The 17,663-nt window shown below is 45.9% G+C and carries 17 protein-coding genes and 1 tRNA gene; 2 read left to right on the top strand and 16 right to left on the bottom strand.

Features of this window, described 5'->3' with window-relative positions:
* Positions 1-116 precede the first annotated feature (116 nt).
* The 9 genes from lonB to KCTCHS21_RS09385 form a co-directional block, all read right to left on the bottom strand.
* Positions 117-1,880 (bottom strand): ATP-dependent protease LonB, encoded by a 1,764-nt coding sequence (lonB, locus tag KCTCHS21_RS09425; RefSeq protein WP_130607095.1) that lies wholly within the window; start codon positions 1,878-1,880, stop codon positions 117-119.
* Between the two features lie 528 nt (positions 1,881-2,408).
* Entirely contained in the window at positions 2,409-2,606 is a 198-nt protein-coding gene (locus tag KCTCHS21_RS30860) for a hypothetical protein (RefSeq protein WP_130607093.1), read from the bottom strand.
* A gap of 387 nt (positions 2,607-2,993) precedes the next feature.
* The gene (locus tag KCTCHS21_RS09415) at positions 2,994-6,278 is read right to left on the bottom strand and encodes a DEAD/DEAH box helicase (protein WP_232058138.1); all 3,285 of its coding nucleotides are present in this window, start codon (positions 6,276-6,278) and stop codon (positions 2,994-2,996) included.
* Between the two features lie 27 nt (positions 6,279-6,305).
* Positions 6,306-6,791: a PCYCGC motif-containing (lipo)protein gene (locus KCTCHS21_RS09410; protein ID WP_130607091.1), complete on the bottom strand. Its 486-nt coding sequence runs from the start codon at positions 6,789-6,791 to the stop codon at positions 6,306-6,308.
* A complete protein-coding gene (gene ispG / locus KCTCHS21_RS09405; RefSeq protein ID WP_130607089.1) occupies positions 6,784-7,884 on the bottom strand; it encodes a flavodoxin-dependent (E)-4-hydroxy-3-methylbut-2-enyl-diphosphate synthase in 1,101 nt (366 codons plus the stop codon). Before ispG ends, KCTCHS21_RS09410 begins: the two co-directional genes overlap by 8 nt.
* Positions 7,885-8,003: 119 nt before the next feature.
* Positions 8,004-9,260, bottom strand: coding sequence for an ATP-dependent protease ATP-binding subunit ClpX (gene clpX / locus KCTCHS21_RS09400; RefSeq protein ID WP_130607087.1), 1,257 nt, complete (start codon positions 9,258-9,260; stop codon positions 8,004-8,006).
* A gap of 57 nt (positions 9,261-9,317) precedes the next feature.
* Entirely contained in the window at positions 9,318-9,920 is a 603-nt protein-coding gene (clpP, locus tag KCTCHS21_RS09395) for an ATP-dependent Clp endopeptidase proteolytic subunit ClpP (protein WP_130607085.1), read from the bottom strand.
* Between the two features lie 183 nt (positions 9,921-10,103).
* Positions 10,104-11,393 carry a trigger factor gene (gene tig, locus KCTCHS21_RS09390; RefSeq protein ID WP_130607083.1) on the bottom strand — a complete coding sequence of 430 codons (1,290 nt, stop codon included), beginning with the start codon at positions 11,391-11,393 and terminating at the stop codon, positions 10,104-10,106.
* A gap of 104 nt (positions 11,394-11,497) precedes the next feature.
* The gene (locus tag KCTCHS21_RS09385) at positions 11,498-12,424 is read right to left on the bottom strand and encodes a hypothetical protein (protein ID WP_130607081.1); all 927 of its coding nucleotides are present in this window, start codon (positions 12,422-12,424) and stop codon (positions 11,498-11,500) included.
* 279 nt (positions 12,425-12,703) lie between these two features.
* On the opposite strand from KCTCHS21_RS09385, the gene KCTCHS21_RS09380 reads away from it, so the two are divergent.
* Positions 12,704-12,777, top strand: a tRNA-Gly gene (locus KCTCHS21_RS09380).
* 140 nt (positions 12,778-12,917) lie between these two features.
* Here KCTCHS21_RS09380 and KCTCHS21_RS09375 read toward each other — a convergent pair.
* Positions 12,918-13,256, bottom strand: a complete 339-nt coding sequence (locus tag KCTCHS21_RS09375; RefSeq protein WP_130607079.1) for a hypothetical protein — start codon at positions 13,254-13,256, stop codon at positions 12,918-12,920.
* A 297-nt stretch (positions 13,257-13,553) separates the two neighbouring features.
* On the opposite strand from KCTCHS21_RS09375, the gene KCTCHS21_RS09370 reads away from it, so the two are divergent.
* Entirely contained in the window at positions 13,554-14,129 is a 576-nt protein-coding gene (locus tag KCTCHS21_RS09370) for a hypothetical protein (RefSeq protein WP_130607077.1), read from the top strand.
* 66 nt (positions 14,130-14,195) lie between these two features.
* On the opposite strand, the gene KCTCHS21_RS09365 is transcribed toward KCTCHS21_RS09370, so the two are convergent.
* The 6 genes from KCTCHS21_RS09365 to KCTCHS21_RS32165 are packed head-to-tail and all read right to left on the bottom strand — an operon-like array spanning position 14,196 to position 17,663.
* Positions 14,196-15,002: a C39 family peptidase gene (locus tag KCTCHS21_RS09365; RefSeq protein ID WP_157993996.1), complete on the bottom strand. Its 807-nt coding sequence runs from the start codon at positions 15,000-15,002 to the stop codon at positions 14,196-14,198.
* A gap of 1 nt (position 15,003) precedes the next feature.
* Positions 15,004-15,348 (bottom strand): phage holin, LLH family, encoded by a 345-nt coding sequence (locus KCTCHS21_RS09360; protein ID WP_157993995.1) that lies wholly within the window; start codon positions 15,346-15,348, stop codon positions 15,004-15,006.
* A gap of 13 nt (positions 15,349-15,361) precedes the next feature.
* Positions 15,362-15,730 carry a hypothetical protein gene (locus tag KCTCHS21_RS09355; RefSeq protein WP_130607071.1) on the bottom strand — a complete coding sequence of 123 codons (369 nt, stop codon included), beginning with the start codon at positions 15,728-15,730 and terminating at the stop codon, positions 15,362-15,364.
* A gap of 35 nt (positions 15,731-15,765) precedes the next feature.
* Positions 15,766-15,909 carry a hypothetical protein gene (locus KCTCHS21_RS31355; RefSeq protein WP_170211423.1) on the bottom strand — a complete coding sequence of 48 codons (144 nt, stop codon included), beginning with the start codon at positions 15,907-15,909 and terminating at the stop codon, positions 15,766-15,768.
* The gene (locus KCTCHS21_RS09350; RefSeq protein WP_130607069.1) at positions 15,909-16,295 is read right to left on the bottom strand and encodes a hypothetical protein; all 387 of its coding nucleotides are present in this window, start codon (positions 16,293-16,295) and stop codon (positions 15,909-15,911) included. The genes KCTCHS21_RS31355 and KCTCHS21_RS09350 overlap by 1 nt, the downstream gene beginning before the upstream one ends.
* Positions 16,296-16,301: 6 nt before the next feature.
* Entirely contained in the window at positions 16,302-17,663 is a 1,362-nt protein-coding gene (locus tag KCTCHS21_RS32165) for a phage tail protein (RefSeq protein WP_232058137.1), read from the bottom strand.

The raw sequence follows: 17,663 nt of genomic DNA, 5'->3' as shown, positions 1-17,663 counted from the left end.
ACGCACCTCGCAGTTCTGGAACGAATTCAAACACTCCAGTCATTGTATCAAATGTATTCGCTCGCCGCAAAAAAAGAGCCATCTCAATGGATGACTCTTTGAAATTCACTTAAAGTTTACCCTTCAATCGGGTGATTCAATCCGTCTATTACACGGGACTCTGCATGGGACGTGCGCGCATGAAGAACAGATCCTGTTGGAGCTGCAGCGAAGGCATCAACAGCAACAGGTAGCTCATTAACCTGCCATTCCGGCTCCATCCAGGTCATCTGCTCCCCGAACACATGAAGGAATACGTCCTCCATTCTGTCAACCGGGATAACTTTAACCCCTTCAAGCCCTTCGAAAATAACTTGCCAGTTCTCTTTCGGAATAATAACAGTATCTGCCCCGGCCTGAAAAGCCGCTTCAACCTTAGCGACGACTCCCCCAACCGGCTTAACGCTTCCGTGTATACTTACTTCACCTGTCATAGCTAGCTTATTGTCGACAGGCTGCTTCATAATTGCAGAAGCAATTGCAACAGCCATCGCTACCCCTGCTGAAGGGCCATCAACGGGTGTCCCACCCGGAAAATTAATATGTAAATCATAGTTTTCCGGCTGGAAGTTATTACGTCTTAATACGGTTAGTACATTGTCCAAGGACCCTTTAGCCATGCTCTTACGACGCAAAGTCCTTTGACCACCACCAAGCTCCTCTTCCTCCACGACACCCGTAATATTAAATTGACCTCGTCCTGCTACAGCGGGAATAGCCGTTACTTCGATTTCCAGAAGAGCCCCCATGCTTGGACCGTATACCGCTAACCCGTTCACAAGTCCGACTTGTGGCATTAATGGAATTTTACGATCAGGACGAGGAGGCAATTGACTGCTGTTGACTACCCACTCCACATCTGAAGCACTAAGCTCATCTCGATTTTCCGATAGCGCTAGCCCTGCAGCTAGTTGGATGATGTTAACCGCTTCCCGTCCATTCGTTGCATACCTCTTAACGACCTCCAAGGCTTCCGGCTGGGGACCAAACCCGATTTTGTGTATCGCATTTTCTGCAATTTGGCCAATTTCTGAGGGAAGCAGAGGTCTGAAATAAACTTCCATACACCGGCTACGAAGAGCAGGAGGAAGATCGTTAGGCGATCTTGTTGTCGCACCAACTAGCCTGAAATCAGCAGGAAGCCCATTTTGGAAAATATCATGAATGTACATCGGGATGTTAGAGTCCTCGGCATGATAATATGCGCTCTCCAGATAAACCTTGCGATCTTCCAGCACCTTCAACAGCTTATTCAGCTGAATGGGGTGCAGTTCACCGATTTCGTCTATAAAAAGTATGCCTCCGTGGGCTTTCGTCACCGCGCCTGGCTTAGGCTGCGGAATTCCCGCAACACCCATTGCTCCTGCTCCTTGATATATCGGATCATGCACGGAGCCAATTAAAGGATCGGCTATTCCACGCTCATCGAATCGAGCCGTAGTGGCGTCGATTTCAGTAAACTTGGCTTCTGAGCGAAAGGGGGAAAGCTTATTTTTCTTCGCTTCCTCCAAAATGACCCTTGCCGCTGCTGTTTTGCCTACACCGGGAGGTCCATACACAAGAACGTGCTGCGGATTGCTACTGCATAGAGCAGCTTTTAACGCTCGCAGCCCCTCCTTCTGCCCAACAATTTCCGTTATCGAGGCCGGTCTTGTTTTTTCGGAAAGGGGTTTGGTCAAGGAAATCGAACGAAGCTTTCTTAGCTTATCCATCTCCTTGCGCGACTCCCGGTCTACCGCGCTTCGATTGCTCTTCTGATTGCGCAGTAAATTCCAAAAGTATATACCGATAACAACGGCGAAAAAGACTTGAACAAGCATAAGAATTGTACCTAAAGTCATTTGAATCATCCTCCCCGATCACGCCTTAGTGAGTACGGCTTTTGTTTGCAAAGACAAGCATAAATGGCTGACGTCGTCCTTTCACGGCGTTCAACGTTTATGTCGGAGACATATCAGAGAAGTATTGAAATTCTATACTTGCTGATAAGTCAAAAAAACCGGCACCCGGGCTATACATGGTAGTATTGCCCGAATGCAGGTGGATATAGTCATTAAAGAGCCACAACTTCCATCTTTTTGTGCAGTAATTAAAAACGATATGCTGGTGTGGGATTGAGGTAACTACGATGATGTTAATCGTACTTCTGGCTTGGTGGTAGGGAGGGGGATTGATGTTTGATTAGCGATGTTTTTCATCGCTTCCTGCTTGATTGGTTACTCAAGTGACTGCCGTAGCCCCGAAGTACGATGTTTCTAATCGTACTTACTGCTTGGTGGGGGGCTTGAAATGAGATTAGCGATGTTTTTCATCGCTTACTGCTGGTTTGGTTACTCAAATAAATGTTGCTGCCCCGAAGTACGATGTTTTTAATCGTACTCGCTGCTTGGCGGAGGGCATGAAATGAGATTAGCGATGTTTTTCATCGCTTCCTGCTGGTTTGGTTGCTTAAATAAATGTCGCTGCCCCGCAGTACGATGTTTTTCATCGTACTTACTGCTTGGCGGAGGACTTGAAATGAGATTAGCGATGTTTTTCACCGCTTCTGCTCTTCTGGCAGTTAACATTCTGCTTACGAACTCAATAACTCTTATTTGCTCAAAATCTAATGGTTTTATATTGTAACAAACTCCAGACACCTTATATCCAGCAAAGTAACTCCGTTCCTCCTATTTATGACTCATTAACGCCAATGAAGTTCATTAGAAAAAATATATAGTCATTTTATCGATAATAAGCACAACACGGTTCGTTAGCCAAGAAGCCCGAAAGGCGGTAGGCGTTGTAATACGGCACTCAAGATCCTTTAGATGGTGATACCCGGCACTCGAGTTGCGTTAGGCGGCGGTACACGGTACTCGAGATGAGTCAGGCGATAGGAAGGGAATGGAATACCCAAATGAAAAAGCTGCCCACGAGTTATTCCCTCGCAGACAGCCTATGAGACGAGAAGCTTAAATCTCTAGCAGCTCACGTATATCATCTTCAGTCAGTGTTGATAATGCGGCTTCGCCCGGCTGGATGACCTCGTCGATCAAATCCTTTTTGCGTTGCTGGAGCTCAAGCATTTTCTCTTCAATCGTTCCTTGCGCGACAAGCTTAATGACTTGCACGACTTTCTTCTGCCCGATACGATGCGCTCGGTCAGCCGCCTGCTGCTCCACAGCGGGGTTCCACCATAAATCGAATAGAACTACGGTGTCAGCCCCCGTGAGGTTCAGACCCGTGCCTCCCGCTTTAAGAGAGATAAGAAAAATGTCCCGCGCTCCTCCATTAAACTCGTCGCACATTTCCAAGCGCTGAACGGAAGGTGTTGAGCCATCCAAGTAGAAGTACGGCAAATCACGTCCGTTAAGCTCTTTCCTGATAATGTCCAGCATCGATGTGAACTGGGAAAAGATAAGCATCCGCTTGTTACTGCCCTGACATTCCTCGATGATTTCAAGAAGTTGCTCCAGCTTCCCGGAAGTCCCCTCGTATCCGCTGACGAATAACGCAGGGTGACAGCACAGCTGCCGCAACCGGGTGAGACCAGCCAAAATTTTCATCCGATTTCTCTGGAAGCCGCCTTCCGTAGCCAAATCCTGAACAATATCGTTCTGGAGCTTCTCCAAATAAGCGAGATAGAGCTGCTTCTGTTCTGTGGACAGCTCAGAAGGCTGTACGCTCTCGATTTTATCAGGCAGCTCCGTGAGCACTTCACTCTTCAGCCTGCGAAGAATAAAAGGACGCACAATTCTGGCAACCTTCTCTCGAGGTAAATCCGAGAACGATTTCTTGCCGCTGAATAAGCCTGGGAAAATCGCATCAAAAATCGACCATAGCTCGTCAATTGAATTTTCGATAGGAGTCCCCGTCAAGGCAAAGCGTTGCCCAGCCTGCAAACGTCTAACAGCATGAGAGGTCAAGGACGCATGATTCTTAATAGCCTGTGCCTCATCGAGAAATAGAGTACTGAAATTTTGCTTTTCATACCATTCAATATCTCTACGCAACAACGGGTACGAGGTAATCCAAACGTCCACATCTTTCATATCGGACATGAGCTCGCTACGTTCCTGGCGATCCCCTGCTGCCACTACAGTTCTAAGCTCTGGAGCGAACCTCTTGCACTCTCGCTCCCAGTTATAGATAAGCGAGGCAGGAGAAACGATAAGCACAGGAGAAGCTACGCTGCCCTCTTCAAGGGGCTTAGCCGTCTCAGACACAATGTAAGCAATACTTTGTATGGTTTTACCTAAACCCATGTCGTCTGCCAGAATGCCGCCTAGACGGTAATAGGACAACGTCTTTAGCCATTGGAAACCATACTTCTGGTAATCGCGAAGAATCGGATCTAAGCCGGTAGGCATCTCAAAATCAAGATTGTCTGGATTCCGCAAATTATCCCAGAGCTTACGCAATGTTTTGCCTAGCTGCACGCCTGAAGATTTGCTGAACTGGTCCATAAGCTGGAATCCACGAGCGGCCGGCATACGGATGCGATTGCCATTCATCTCCGGCTTTCTCAGATCAAGCTCCTCAAACAAACGGTTAATTTCTCTGAATCGTTCCTGCTCTAGGGAAAGAAATTCTCCGGTTGGCATGCGATAATATTTCTTCTTCTCAACTAGATTACGAAGGAGATTCTGAATTTCCTGTTCGTCCATCCCCTCCATGTCAAACGACACTTCCAGCCAATTAGTCCCAACATCAACATCAAGTCGAGCTTTAGGCTGGTAGTCGACGGTTCGCATGACATTTTTCACGGAGCTTGTTGCATAAACCTCTACATCGTCGCCCAATTGAGGCAAGATAGAATAGAGAAAATCGTAAATGTCGTCCTCCTGATCCAAGTACACATCTTTCCCATTGAACTTGAAGTAGGACCTCTCGATAAGCGTCATAATTCGATTCTCTCGATCAAGATCCCTCATCAGAATGACATCTTCGCGAGCATTCATCATCGCCTTCTGCGGCAATGGTGTAATGATCATATCATCATAAACATATTCGAGCCTTGCCAGTAGCCGCTCGTCCTCGAAATCTAAATGCAAGCGAGCGTTAAGCGGTGGATTAACGATGCGATCGGCGATTTGTGGAGAGATCTCAACATGAACGAACTGTTTTAAACCTCTGACGACCCGATCAATAAACTCTTCTATTTGATTAGGAGCTATGAGCAAACGGGTATTTTTTTCGTAATGGAACATTTTCTTCAGCTCGGAAATCCGCTTTAACTGCTCGGGATCAGATTTAAAGAGAAGTCCATTTACAATGGCAACCCCGTAATTATCCATAAAAATCGAATGATTAAGCCCCTCGATTTCAAGCTGATAACCCTCTCCCCCAGCCTTATTCAGCTGCACGGAAATGGGAAGCGTCCCTTCCATCAGCTCCATGCGGTGGGTGCCGACATGTTTATCTTCAAAGCTGATATTGACGTGCTCCAGTAGCGGAAGCATTTCCTCCCAAATCGCAGGAGGTATCATTAGAATCCGCTCTTCTCTGTGCGAGTAAGAAGAGAAGGAATGGAACAAATCCTTATAGATCTCCTCAGCATGCATCGCTTCGACCATAAGCTTAATAAAACGATTATCAAATTCCTTAAATGCATGCTCCATCGGATCATAGGAGAAATGCTTTGCGAACACCATTGCGGTGCCTGCATCAACATGCTTAAGAAAATCTTTAATTCTTTGGACGATATAAAGCCGACTAAGCCCTATTTTCATTGAGACCGCGAACATTGGCTTGCTAGAGAAGCTTTTGACGATTTTACAGGAAAACTCCACCTCAAGTGACTGTGTGTCAAGAAAATCATCATCACTAGCATTAAGCGAATCTTCGGCCTGACGACTTAAGGCCCGATCGAACAAAAAAATAACCTGCTTAGTAAGGTGTGTGTCCTTTTCGGAAATGACCTCCTCCTGAGCAGGTGGCTCTTCTGCTACTGCATCAGCCAGTGAAAGCAGGACGGCAGCGATATGCTTACAGAAGGACAAGGGTGAATAGTCTGCACATTCGCATGATGCACCAATTTCACCATCTTCGTTAATTGCAACTTCAACCTCGTATCGATTGCGACTAGAGCCCTTCACAATGGCCCGATAACCCGCGCCATCAGCTTCTCTCTTTATGGCTTGCACTTGACCAGAGCGGAAATATGCATCCCCTCTCATATAAGCAGCGGGTCCGCAAAGCTCCTGAATCGATTGTTTATTAATATTAAACTCTCTCGTGTCACTCATACGAACCATTGTTCATCATCCCGCATTCCGTTTAAATCAGCTGATAGGCATAGGCGTATCCGTCGGTTTGGCAAACCCTTTACTATACTTATTGTCAATATACTGGCGTATTTCAAGGTCAGACTTTCCCTGCTGCTTTAACTCGGCGGTTTCCATCGCGGTTTGCACACATACACCGCATCTTGTTCCATGGTCATCCCACTCGATAGAGCCATCTTCTCGAATTTCATTGATGAAACAATTTAAGTTGCTCTTGTGTCCTGCACTTTGCCCACAGCCACAGTAGCACGGGATCCACTTCATGGTGTCCCCTAATACTCCAGCCACCTGATAAGCTACCCGCACTGCATTTTGTTGATTATTTAAAAAGTTAGGTAGCTTCTCAGTTGATGCGGTTACTTCCCTTAAATCGCCATTCGGTGCGTGCTCCGTATGGGAAACGGTCTCTTTCGCTGCACATGCGGAGAGAGCGAGTGCACCGAGACCAAGGATCACAAAGGTTATCTTCTTTATTTTATCCATGTTTGCGCCCCGGGATAACGCCAGTCTCGGCATAGGATGCAACAATCTGATCAATTTCCTTCTTCAGCTCAGAAACAAGCTCCGCTTCAGGCACTTTCCGAATCATTTCTCCGTAACGGAATAGCATACCTTCTCCACGAGCCCCTGCAATGCCGATATCGGCTTCGCGCGCTTCACCAGGCCCGTTAACAGCACAACCAAGCACAGATACTTTAATAGGCACCTTAAGCTTGGACAAATACTCTTCTACTTCATTAGCAACAGCGAACAAATCGATATCCAAACGACCACAGGTCGGACAGGAAACGAGCGTAGGAGCGTCTGTAATCAGACCGAATACCTTAAGCATTTCCCTGGCCACCTTAATTTCTTCAACAGGATCCGCACTAAGGGAAATTCGCATTGTGTTACCAATTCCGTGGTTAAGCAATACACCGAGACCAGCAGAGCTTTTTATAGTACCGGAGAACAACGTTCCTGCCTCTGTTATACCTAGATGTAACGGATAACGAATAACCTCGGCGGCTTTCGTGTAAGCCTCAATAGCCATTGGAACATCGGATGCTTTAAGAGATACGATAATATCATGGAAATCTAGCTCTTCTAGAATGCCGATATGAAATAACGCGCTTTCTACCATAGCTTCAGCCGTAGGATAACCGTACTTCTCAAGTAAATGGTTTTCTAAAGAACCAGCGTTGACACCTATCCGAATCGGAATTTTCTTTTCCTTACAGGCTTTAACAACAGCTTCGACCTTCTCACGACGACCTATGTTACCTGGGTTGATACGAACCTTATCTATGCCATTCTCGATAGCGAGTAATGCAAGTCGGTAGTCGAAATGGATATCTGCGACAAGTGGGATACTGATCTGCCGCTTAATCTCTTTAATAGCTTCCGCGGCTTCTTTATTATTTACCGTCACACGAACAAGCTGGCATCCCGCTTCTTCAAGTCGTTTAATTTCAGCGACAGTGGCGGCGACATCAGCTGTTTTCGTTGTACACATGCTTTGAAGAATCACTTGGTTGTTCCCGCCGATCGTTAAATTCCCGACCTGAACGGCTACTGTATCCGTACGTCTGAACATAATGGTTTCTCCCCTGTATAAGCCAAAGTCCACCCCGCATCTAGGCAGGGTGGAACCGGCATTCTAGGCGAACTCCGCACGGCCGAAAGGCCTAGATGGCGGCTTTCGTCCTGCTCCCGTTACGCGCTCTCTTCTTTTTTCTTACCTTTTTTGGTCGTTAGCTCTGGTGCTACTTTATCCCTAATGACCTTCTCAGTAACCAGACATGTAACAACATCGTCACGTGAAGGCACCTCGTACATCACTTCAAGCATAATGCCCTCGATGATAGCACGTAATCCCCGGGCTCCCGTGTTACGCTTGATCGCTTCGCGAGCGATTTCCTCAAGCGCACCGTCGTCGAACTCGAGCTTAACATTGTCCATTTCAAGCAGCTTCTGATACTGCTTCACCAATGCGTTCTTCGGTTCTGACAAGATACGGACAAGAGCAAGCTCATCAAGAGGCTCAAGTGTCGATATAACGGGCAACCGGCCAACAAACTCAGGAATCAAACCAAATTTAAGCAGATCCTCCGGTTGTGCAAGAGACAGGTACTCACCTGGCTTCATATCCTTCGCTCCCTCAAGAGCGGAGCTGAAGCCGATAACCTTCTTGCCGATACGACGTTTAATAAGCTGTTCCAAACCGTCAAAAGCCCCACCGCATATGAATAGGATGTTCGTTGTGTCGATCTGAATGAATTCCTGATGAGGATGCTTGCGTCCGCCTTGCGGAGGAACAGAAGCAACAGTACCTTCAAGAATTTTCAGCAATGCTTGTTGAACGCCTTCACCAGAGACATCACGCGTAATCGAAGGGTTCTCGGATTTACGGGCTACTTTATCGATTTCATCGATATAAATAATGCCGCGCTCGGCTTTCTCAACATCATAATCAGCCGCTTGAATGAGCTTTAACAAAATGTTCTCAACGTCTTCACCAACATAACCCGCTTCGGTTAATGAAGTGGCATCTGCAATCGCGAAAGGCACGTTTAGAATTTTGGCCATCGTTTGTGCAAGCAAGGTTTTACCTGAACCTGTTGGTCCTACAAGCATAATATTGCTCTTCTGAAGCTCAACATCCTCGATCTTAGCTTGAGAATTAATCCGTTTGTAGTGATTGTATACCGCAACCGACAAAGACTTCTTCGCTTGCTCTTGACCAATAACGTATTGATCGAGAATATTGCGAATATCCTTCGGCTTCGGAATATCCTTCATATCGAGCTCTTCTTCATGACCGAGCTCTTCCTCTACGATTTCCGTGCAAAGCTCAATACACTCATCACATATATAGACGCCAGGACCGGCAACCAGCTTTCGAACCTGATCCTGCGATTTGCCGCAAAACGAGCATTTTAACTGACCTTTTTCATCGCTGAATTTAAACATGTAAACCCTCCTTAATAAACCGCTTCTTTCTTTCTATTGCGCATGACTCAGATGTTGTTAAGCTTTCGGAGCGTCAGTCGCGATCGGTGCAGTTATCACTTTATCAACCAAACCATATTGCATGGCTTCATCGGCACTCATGAAATTGTCGCGATCAGTATCCCGTTCGATTTTCTCGTAGGACTGACCAGTGCGATCAACGTAGATTTGATTCAGCTTCTGTTTGGTCTTAATAATCCATTCGGCATGAATCTTAATATCCGACGCCTGACCTCTTACCCCGCCAAGCGGCTGATGAATCATGATTTCGCTGTTTGGCAATGCGAACCGTTTGCCTGGAGCACCTGCAGTGAGGAGCAAGGAGCCCATGCTAGCAGCCATACCAACGCAAATAGTCGAGACATCTGGTTTGATAAATTGCATCGTATCGAATATTCCCATACCGGCCGTTACCGAGCCGCCTGGGGAGTTAATGTAAAGATGGATGTCCTTCTCTGGATCCTCTGCTGCCAAGAAAAGCAGTTGAGCGATAATAAGATTGGCGACATCGTCGTCAATCGCGCTTCCGAGAAAAATAATCCGGTCCTTCAAGAGCCTTGAAAAGATGTCGTACGACCGCTCTCCGCGATTCGTTTGCTCGACGACCATAGGTACTAACATGTTACCAACCCCTTTTCCAATTGGACTTCAAATCTCGGTAATATTTTAACACGTTCAAATCGGAATGTCATGTTGACGAGTTCCGCTCAGGCGAACGCTAGCCCTTGTACGATGTAGCGATTATGTATTCGGGGTGAAAAATAAGGCACGCGGGTTACACGTGCCTTATCCTAAGGTGTTTAATTAAGCAGTTAGGCTGCTATCAACGATAAACTTAACAGCTTTACGAACCTTCAGATCCGCGCCCATGTTGTCCAAATAGCCGTTATCTGCAAAGATTTTGCGAAGCTCGTCTGCTGGACGGCTGTACAGCTTAGACAGGTTCTCAAGCTCCTCTTCGATATCTGCTTCAGATACATCAAGGTTCTCAGCCTTCGCTATTTCCTCAAGAACTAGGTTATTACGAACGCGTTTTTCAGCATCCCCTTGCATCTGTCCTTTCAATGCAGCTTCATCCTGACCGCTGAATTGGAAATACAGCTCAAGGTTCATACCTTGCTGGCGAAGGCGGTTTTCGAAATCCTTCATCATATGTGTTATTTCGGAATCAACCAATACTTGAGGGACTTCAAGCTCAGCAGCTTCAGTAGCTTTATCAACGATAGCTGTCTCACGAGTGAGTTCAGCATCCTTAACTTTGCGTTCTTTCAGCTTGCTCGACAAATCTGCTTTATATTCGTCCAATGTATCGAATTCACTAACATCTTTAGCAAATTCATCGTCAAGGGCAGGCAGATTTTTACGTTTAATTTCGTGCAACTTCACTTTGAAAATGACTGCTTTACCAGCAAGATTTTCTGCTTGGTAGTTTTCTGGGAAAGTAACATTGATGTCTTTTTCCTCAGCAATGTTCAAGCCTACAACTTGCTCTTCAAATCCAGGAATGAAAGAACCGGATCCGAGCTCAAGCGCATAGTTATCACCCTTGCCACCCTCGAAAGGCACGCCGTCCAAGAAGCCTTCGAAATCGATTGATGTGTGGTCGCCCAATTGAGCAGGACCTTCATCAATAACAACCAATTCCGCGTGACGTTGTTGCAGACGCTCTAATTCAGCAGCAACTTCCTCGTCTGTAACTTCTGCATTTTCAACAGGAACAACCAAGCCCTTATAATCTCCGAGCTTAACTTCAGGCTTAACTGTTACTTTAGCCTTGAATTTGAACGATTGACCTTTACCGAATTGTTCAACATCCACATCTGGACGATCAATTGGCTCAATGCCCGCTTCGTCGATTGCTTTCGTATACGCTTCTGGAAGAAGAATATCGATTGCATCTTGATAGAGGCTCTCAATTCCGAAACGAGCTTCAAAAATGCCGCGCGGCACTTTTCCTTTACGGAATCCTGGTACGTTTACCTTCTGAACAACTTTGCGAAATGCTTTGTCTAATGCTACAGCAACCTGCTCTGCATCCACTTCAACCTCAAGAACCCCGACGTTCTTCTCTATCTTTTCCCAATTTGCTGTCATTTTATGCTTTCCCCTCCGTAACATCTTGCCGCTTCAATGCGGCCATTCACATAAACCACTCTATTATAGAACAACATGGTGCACCATTCAAGGCGTAACTTCTATTATTGGAGTGACGAACGTGGTTCCATGGAATATTGTCGCAGCCAGCGAAGCGCCTGCTCATAACGAAAACGCAGTTCACCCGTTATCCCATACTGCTCCCTTATCCACTCGTCGCCGTGTTTGCCATGCAGCTTTTCCATAATTAACTGGTGCAGAGCCGCCCCCCAAAGATCTGAAGCACTATCCTCATCTTCTATCATACTTCTGTAAATCGGGGTCCCATAAGCTACCTCAACACATTCTTTCCACATTTCATCTGCAAAATAAGAAAGAGTAGGGTCAGAGACCTCAGCTGTTTGATGGACCCGATCCAAAACCTGATGAATACCTTTAGGATACTCATCGAATGTTATCGGAGTATCTCCTGCTTCAACGGTCAAGCTTTCACCGTCTCGCCAGAAAGAAACAGAGCCCGTCGCCCCCTGCTTCCGCAAGGCTTGTAATGCTCGAAACTGCAATTGAGGAATATATTCCTCACGAGTAAGCCATTGCCTCAAGGATAACTCAATATCAGGATGATTGACATGCATCAATTGCCCTAATACTAACATCCGCTGCTCAGGATCATTCCCGTTATATAACGAAGCTAAAAGCTGTGGGATATATTCAGCATCTGCCTCGGAACGGTCTGTAATATGACGTCTATATAATTCCTCTTCGTCCTGCTCCTCATCTTCATCCGCACTATAATAAGCTCCGGACTCGGAGCCACTTAGAGCTTCTGGGAAGGCAGCCTCAAGCCAACCAAGCAACGCTTGCCACTCTGTATGATGTCGATCAGCTTCTCCGTGACATTGAAGAAGAAACATCAATAGCGCTTTGGCATCGCCGTAACCTTCTGTCTCCAACAGCTTTGTCAATTGTATTTGATAATAATCCAATGTTTTCGGAAATAGCACCAAGTTGTCTTTCGTCCGTTCCGTCATGGAGTATTCCCCTTCCAAAGTGAACCGAATTAAGCGCGTGGATCAACCTTCCTAATTGTAAGATCAGCCTTAAGCAGCAGGTTCAGTTCTATCGCATTATATCACGAACGGTAAGCAAAATAAAAAGGAAGGACAGTGTTTTTCCAAGACGAGCCAGTATCCTCTGAGATTGAATGAATGCTGAGCCTTTTTTCATTTCATACTTGATCAATTTCTTCAATTATTTGGTTGATTTTAAGAATATGATTGTGCTATGATATTGCTTGCTGTAAACAACATGCGGGTGTAGTTCAGTGGCAGAACGCCAGCTTCCCAAGCTTGAGGCGAGGGTTCGATTCCCTTCACCCGCTCCATAATTAAGAACCTGAGAAGCCTAGAACCATGGGCTTCTTTTATTTTTATACTTCAAAAGACAAGCTCTCAAATCACTAATAAATATGCTGTTGGGGACGGATTGGGGACGGGCGTTGAGAAACAAAAAAAAGCCCCTAAATCACCCAGGGCTTTTAATCTTGTTCTCTATATTACGTATTTGATTAATAACTGCAATCTGCAAATCAACTGGAGATATTTCGTATATATCTCTCTTACCATTTGAGTTGTAAACATACTGCCTCTCTCCAACTGGCGTGTCCTGCACCCACATTTTATGTTGTCGGAGCTTATCCTTTGATCTTTGTACCTCTTCCTGCAGGAATCGACCAACAACATTTACAATCCCCAACTGGAAGCCTTTTGTTTCTTTAGTGTTATCTTTGGCAGTTCTTAGCATCTCTAAGAGAGCAATATGTAATTGTAGTAAAATTGTTGGATCATACCCCTCCATCGACACGCTACCACACCTCCGTTACGAACATTTGTTCTACTTATCATATTACGAGCGATTGTTCGCGTGCAAGAGATAATTTTTTACACAATTCTTTAAATTCACAAACGTTTGGGAATTTGAAGGTAAGGAAACTTTCCCTGAACTAAAAAGAGCCCCGCCGGCCACATGGGTTAGCATGGTTCCTTCTGTTTGTATTTATTCCACATATCGCCAAATTGCAACTAATATTGTAGACTAAATTTAATTATGTGACAGCAAATCCTCCAACCGATGGAGACAGTTTAAGGGGTATTATATGTAATGGCTCCATACATTGTATTGATTATTCTATTCTTATTTTTTGTTTTGATTATTTTTATGATTAGGTCAGGGGTAAAAAATCGAAAAGCTGTTAAAGCAAAGGCTGCTCAGCTGGGGGCTAAAGATTATTTCACCTGTTTGCATCACGAGGGGTTAGTTGGGTTGCGTCAGGGTACTTTGTGCACGGTTTATCGGTGTGATGATAAAATTTTAATTGATGCCGGAGAAACACGTAAGTATGAGATACAAAACGATAAGCTGCAAGTAGCTGTCGTTAAAAATGAGCAGGAATTGATCGAGAAGGGCAAGAGTGTGGTTGGTCGAGCGGTGATCGGAACATTACTCGTTCCGGGACTTGGAACAATTATCGGGGGAATGTCCGGTATCGGAACTAAGCAAAAGAAAGGAACCCCGAACCACTATTTGATTTTGAACTATGTGGGATCGACAGGAGAATTACAGGCTGTAACCTTTAAAAACAATCTCAACATCTTCAAAATGCAAAAATTCTGCAACGACTTAAACAACTCTATTGCACAATTCCAAACAACCGACGATGGAGTTATTCAACTTTAAACCTATGAATCCCCGCTTGGCCATATGGCTAGGCGGGGATTTTGACTAGAGCCAACAGATTAACAATTAAACTACCTTCTTATAACCTTGTACCCTCAGCGACACCGCAAGTGAGCGCCAGAAGTCCAATGTCCCTTTTGGATCATTTATCTTCTCCAGAACCTTATCCCCGAACTCCGTTACAAACCACTTTGGAGCCGGTACATTCGCTTCTAAATCCTTTACCTTAAGCGCCAGTACAGTAACTGCGCTTTCTAGTTCACCCACTTTCCTTTGCTGCGCCTCGAATGCTTTTGCCTCTGTTGCTGTCATTGGCTTGTCCTCCTCATTTTTAACTGGTTGTGGGAATACCCAATATTGTTTAGCCTCGCGCCTAAATACAACCTCGTCTACTTTGATTTTTCCGTCTCCCTTGACGTCAGTGACAAATCCGTCATTTGGGTATCTATAGCTATGATTAGGGTCGTGAACGTTGATCCATTTAGCATTAATGCCGACAAGCAGCACGTAATGACCTCCACCCGTCAAGTGACCAGGACCCATAGATGCGATAACAAGTGCTCCATCGGAGAGTGCTTTTTTGACCTCTTCAAAATTGCCCGTCTGTTTGCAGGCCAGTCCATAATAATTTGACGCTGCAATGAAGTAGCCCCAATCTGTGCCGCTGTTATCGGTGCGATATCCACGGTCTATAGCAAACCTAGATGTCTCTGGCGGTAAAATGGATTGGTCCCTAAGCGTGCTTGCGGCCATTGCGAAACTAGTCGGGCCGCACGCAGACGTCGCTATTGTTTGCTTGGGATCATTACGTTTTGTGTAAGGTATAGAAGCCCAACGCTTGTCCTTTTGACTATAGTAGACTATCTCGTTCAATTTAACCGCCACCCTTAACCTTTGCGTTATAGTCGAGCACAGCCTTTTCAATCGCAGCTCTGATATCAACGCCAGTAAGCTTAATACCATATTTCGTTGCACGACTTCGCACGTATTCAAGAGCCTCGTCAAACTTTTTCGGACCATCAGCTTCATTCAATAAATTCTCGGCCAATGACATACCCTCTTGCGCCAATCGGTGCAATATCTCGCGTTGCTGGAGGTTTGTCTTAGCATCCAACCAAGCATTAACCCTAACCCGTAACATAGCGATCAATCCAAGCATAAACGTAACAAGGAGCCCTATAAGAGCTCCTACGATGCCATCAATATATGGTTGTAACAAAATAATCATCCTCTCAAAATAGTTTAATAACTGCAATAATAAGCCCAGCAGCAGACAACGTGGTACCGATCATCCATCGCTTGTCTAACTTGCGTTCGCGGTTTTCGGTGTCAATCCTAGCGTTTAGCGATTTGATCTCGTTATCGTAATGTCGGTTAGTATCATCTAGGCGCTTGCGTTCCTCATCGATGCGATGATGCGCAGAGCTTGCTCTATCCTCTGCCCGTCGTGCTAGCACGTCTGACTTTTCCAGTTTATCGACTAACTTATTTACGTTAGCGGCCATATCGCTTACTGCCCTGCTGGTGGCTTCTTGCCCCACTTCCACCCGAGCGACCTGAACGGCTATCTCATTAAGTTTTTGTGTTTCGGGATCACTCACCCACACCCCACCGCCCCAAATAAAATAAGCCCCGCTTATGCGGAGCCCTCAATTAAATCCCCTCTGCCTTTATCCGTCAGATAAGTGTCAATCCCCGCCTGTAGATCGGGGCGCTTACCAATAACAAACCCGTACGTGTAAAAACCATCAATAATCCTTTGTCCCATGTATGCGGCCATTACAAGCCACCTCCCAAGATAAGATCATCTAAAGCTGCCTGCATTAACGCCTGCTGCTCTTTGACCTCTGCCACTTCTCCGGATAGTGGCTTACGATAAATAGGTGGTAACTCCGGCTCATTTGGATCTGGGTGTGAAAAAAGCAACGAATGGATATCGTTGCTCACATCTACTCTATATCCGTTACATTCCGCAAAGTCCTGAGCATATTCACCATACTCCAATTGCAAGCATCCGACTGTTTCCGGTATCCGTTCGGCTAGTGAGACATACGTTTCGAAGTCCTGTTCATTTGTTGTTTCGATCACTGAACCGGAACGCTCACCGGTATCTTGGATAACGTTTCCTGTTGCTAGTTCGTAGTAAATCCGTCTTCCGATATCCATTTATTATCACGCTCCATATACTCTGTAGGTAAACGCGTAGCTACTTGTTACAGGTCTTAGCGAAAACGAATTAGCTCCAATAGCCCATCCACCATATAACGCTATATTCCCAGATGCGTCATACCACCGATTATTAATAGAATCCGGTTTTCCTAAAATCCATATCGACCTACCATTCTGAATCTCAACCTCTATTAAGTCAGGGGCGAAAGCCAGTCCGGTAACGGTTATCACCCCTGAACTATCGCTAGTTCCTGATCCACTAGCAAAAGCTCTCCCTTTTACAAGAGTGCCTGCAAGACCAAACATAGACTTTCCTGCCAGGATATTAGCTGGGATAAAGTTGGGTTCATCGGCCCACACGGCGCGACCAGACCAATATCCATTAGCCGGAGTGAGATATAGTCTCTGCGGTGTCGTTGTCCCAAAAACAGCCACGGCAACTTCCTCATTGTCATGGGTGGGCATCGTACCTCGTAACCCAAATATAGTTTTAGTAGTCGGCCAGTTGGCCGCAACAAACTCAGCATCGTCCACAACCACATAAGACAATCCTTCGGTGGAGCCACTATAATATCCCTTTGGTGGACATACAAATAATTTTTTCGGTTGATATGATCCTTCGATTGCTACTGGAGTTTGATATGCCGCGCTTCTATCAGGCATCGTCCCCGCCACTAATCCTGCGTCCGTCCCGATCGTTTTAGGGGCCAACGTGTCAGCGGCCCCAGCCGTTCCGTACTCCCCCCCTTCACCCTGTAAGATAAAAGCCCCTTTTATGACACTGTAACGCCAGGTGTATATTCCGTCTTTTTTGATTGCGGCCGGACTCCCATTCGCCTTTAACATTGGCTTTGCAGCGAGCGAACCCCATTTAAGAGTCGGATTCGCTCCACTATCCAAATGAGCTGCGATAACAACGCCCATCTTGTCAACAAATGCTGTGGGGGTAGGAGTTGAAGAACACGTGTAAGCAGTTGCTGTTCCCCCGGTAGTCCCTCCATCTGCAGGTTGACGGACTAGGTCGGAAATGTGTTCTGCCAATGTGGTACCATTAGCTGTAGCCAAGTCATATGCAGACTTAACAGCTTTAGGGGTAGCGGCCTTATCCTCTAATGTGCTATTTGTAGCACTGGAGAGTTGGACTTTGCCTTTTTTAGTCAGTGTGGCATCGGGAATATCTGCGTTGCTTATCGCTTCTTGTAGCTCCTTAATAGCCCCAGCTGCGTCCTTGGCTATAGTAGGGACGGTCGACATGTCACCGACAACCGCATCCACCGATTGTGCCAATGCATTGAAATCACGCGGGATATCCGCTGTCATACTTTGGTCGATAAGCGGTAGCTTAGTGTTTGGCGTAGTTGCCAC

It is taken from the genome of Cohnella abietis (assembly GCF_004295585.1).
GTDB lineage: Bacteria > Bacillota > Bacilli > Paenibacillales > Paenibacillaceae > Cohnella > Cohnella abietis.
The sequence above is the reverse complement of the archived record's forward strand: the minus strand, read 5'-3'. Positions and strand labels throughout refer to the sequence as shown.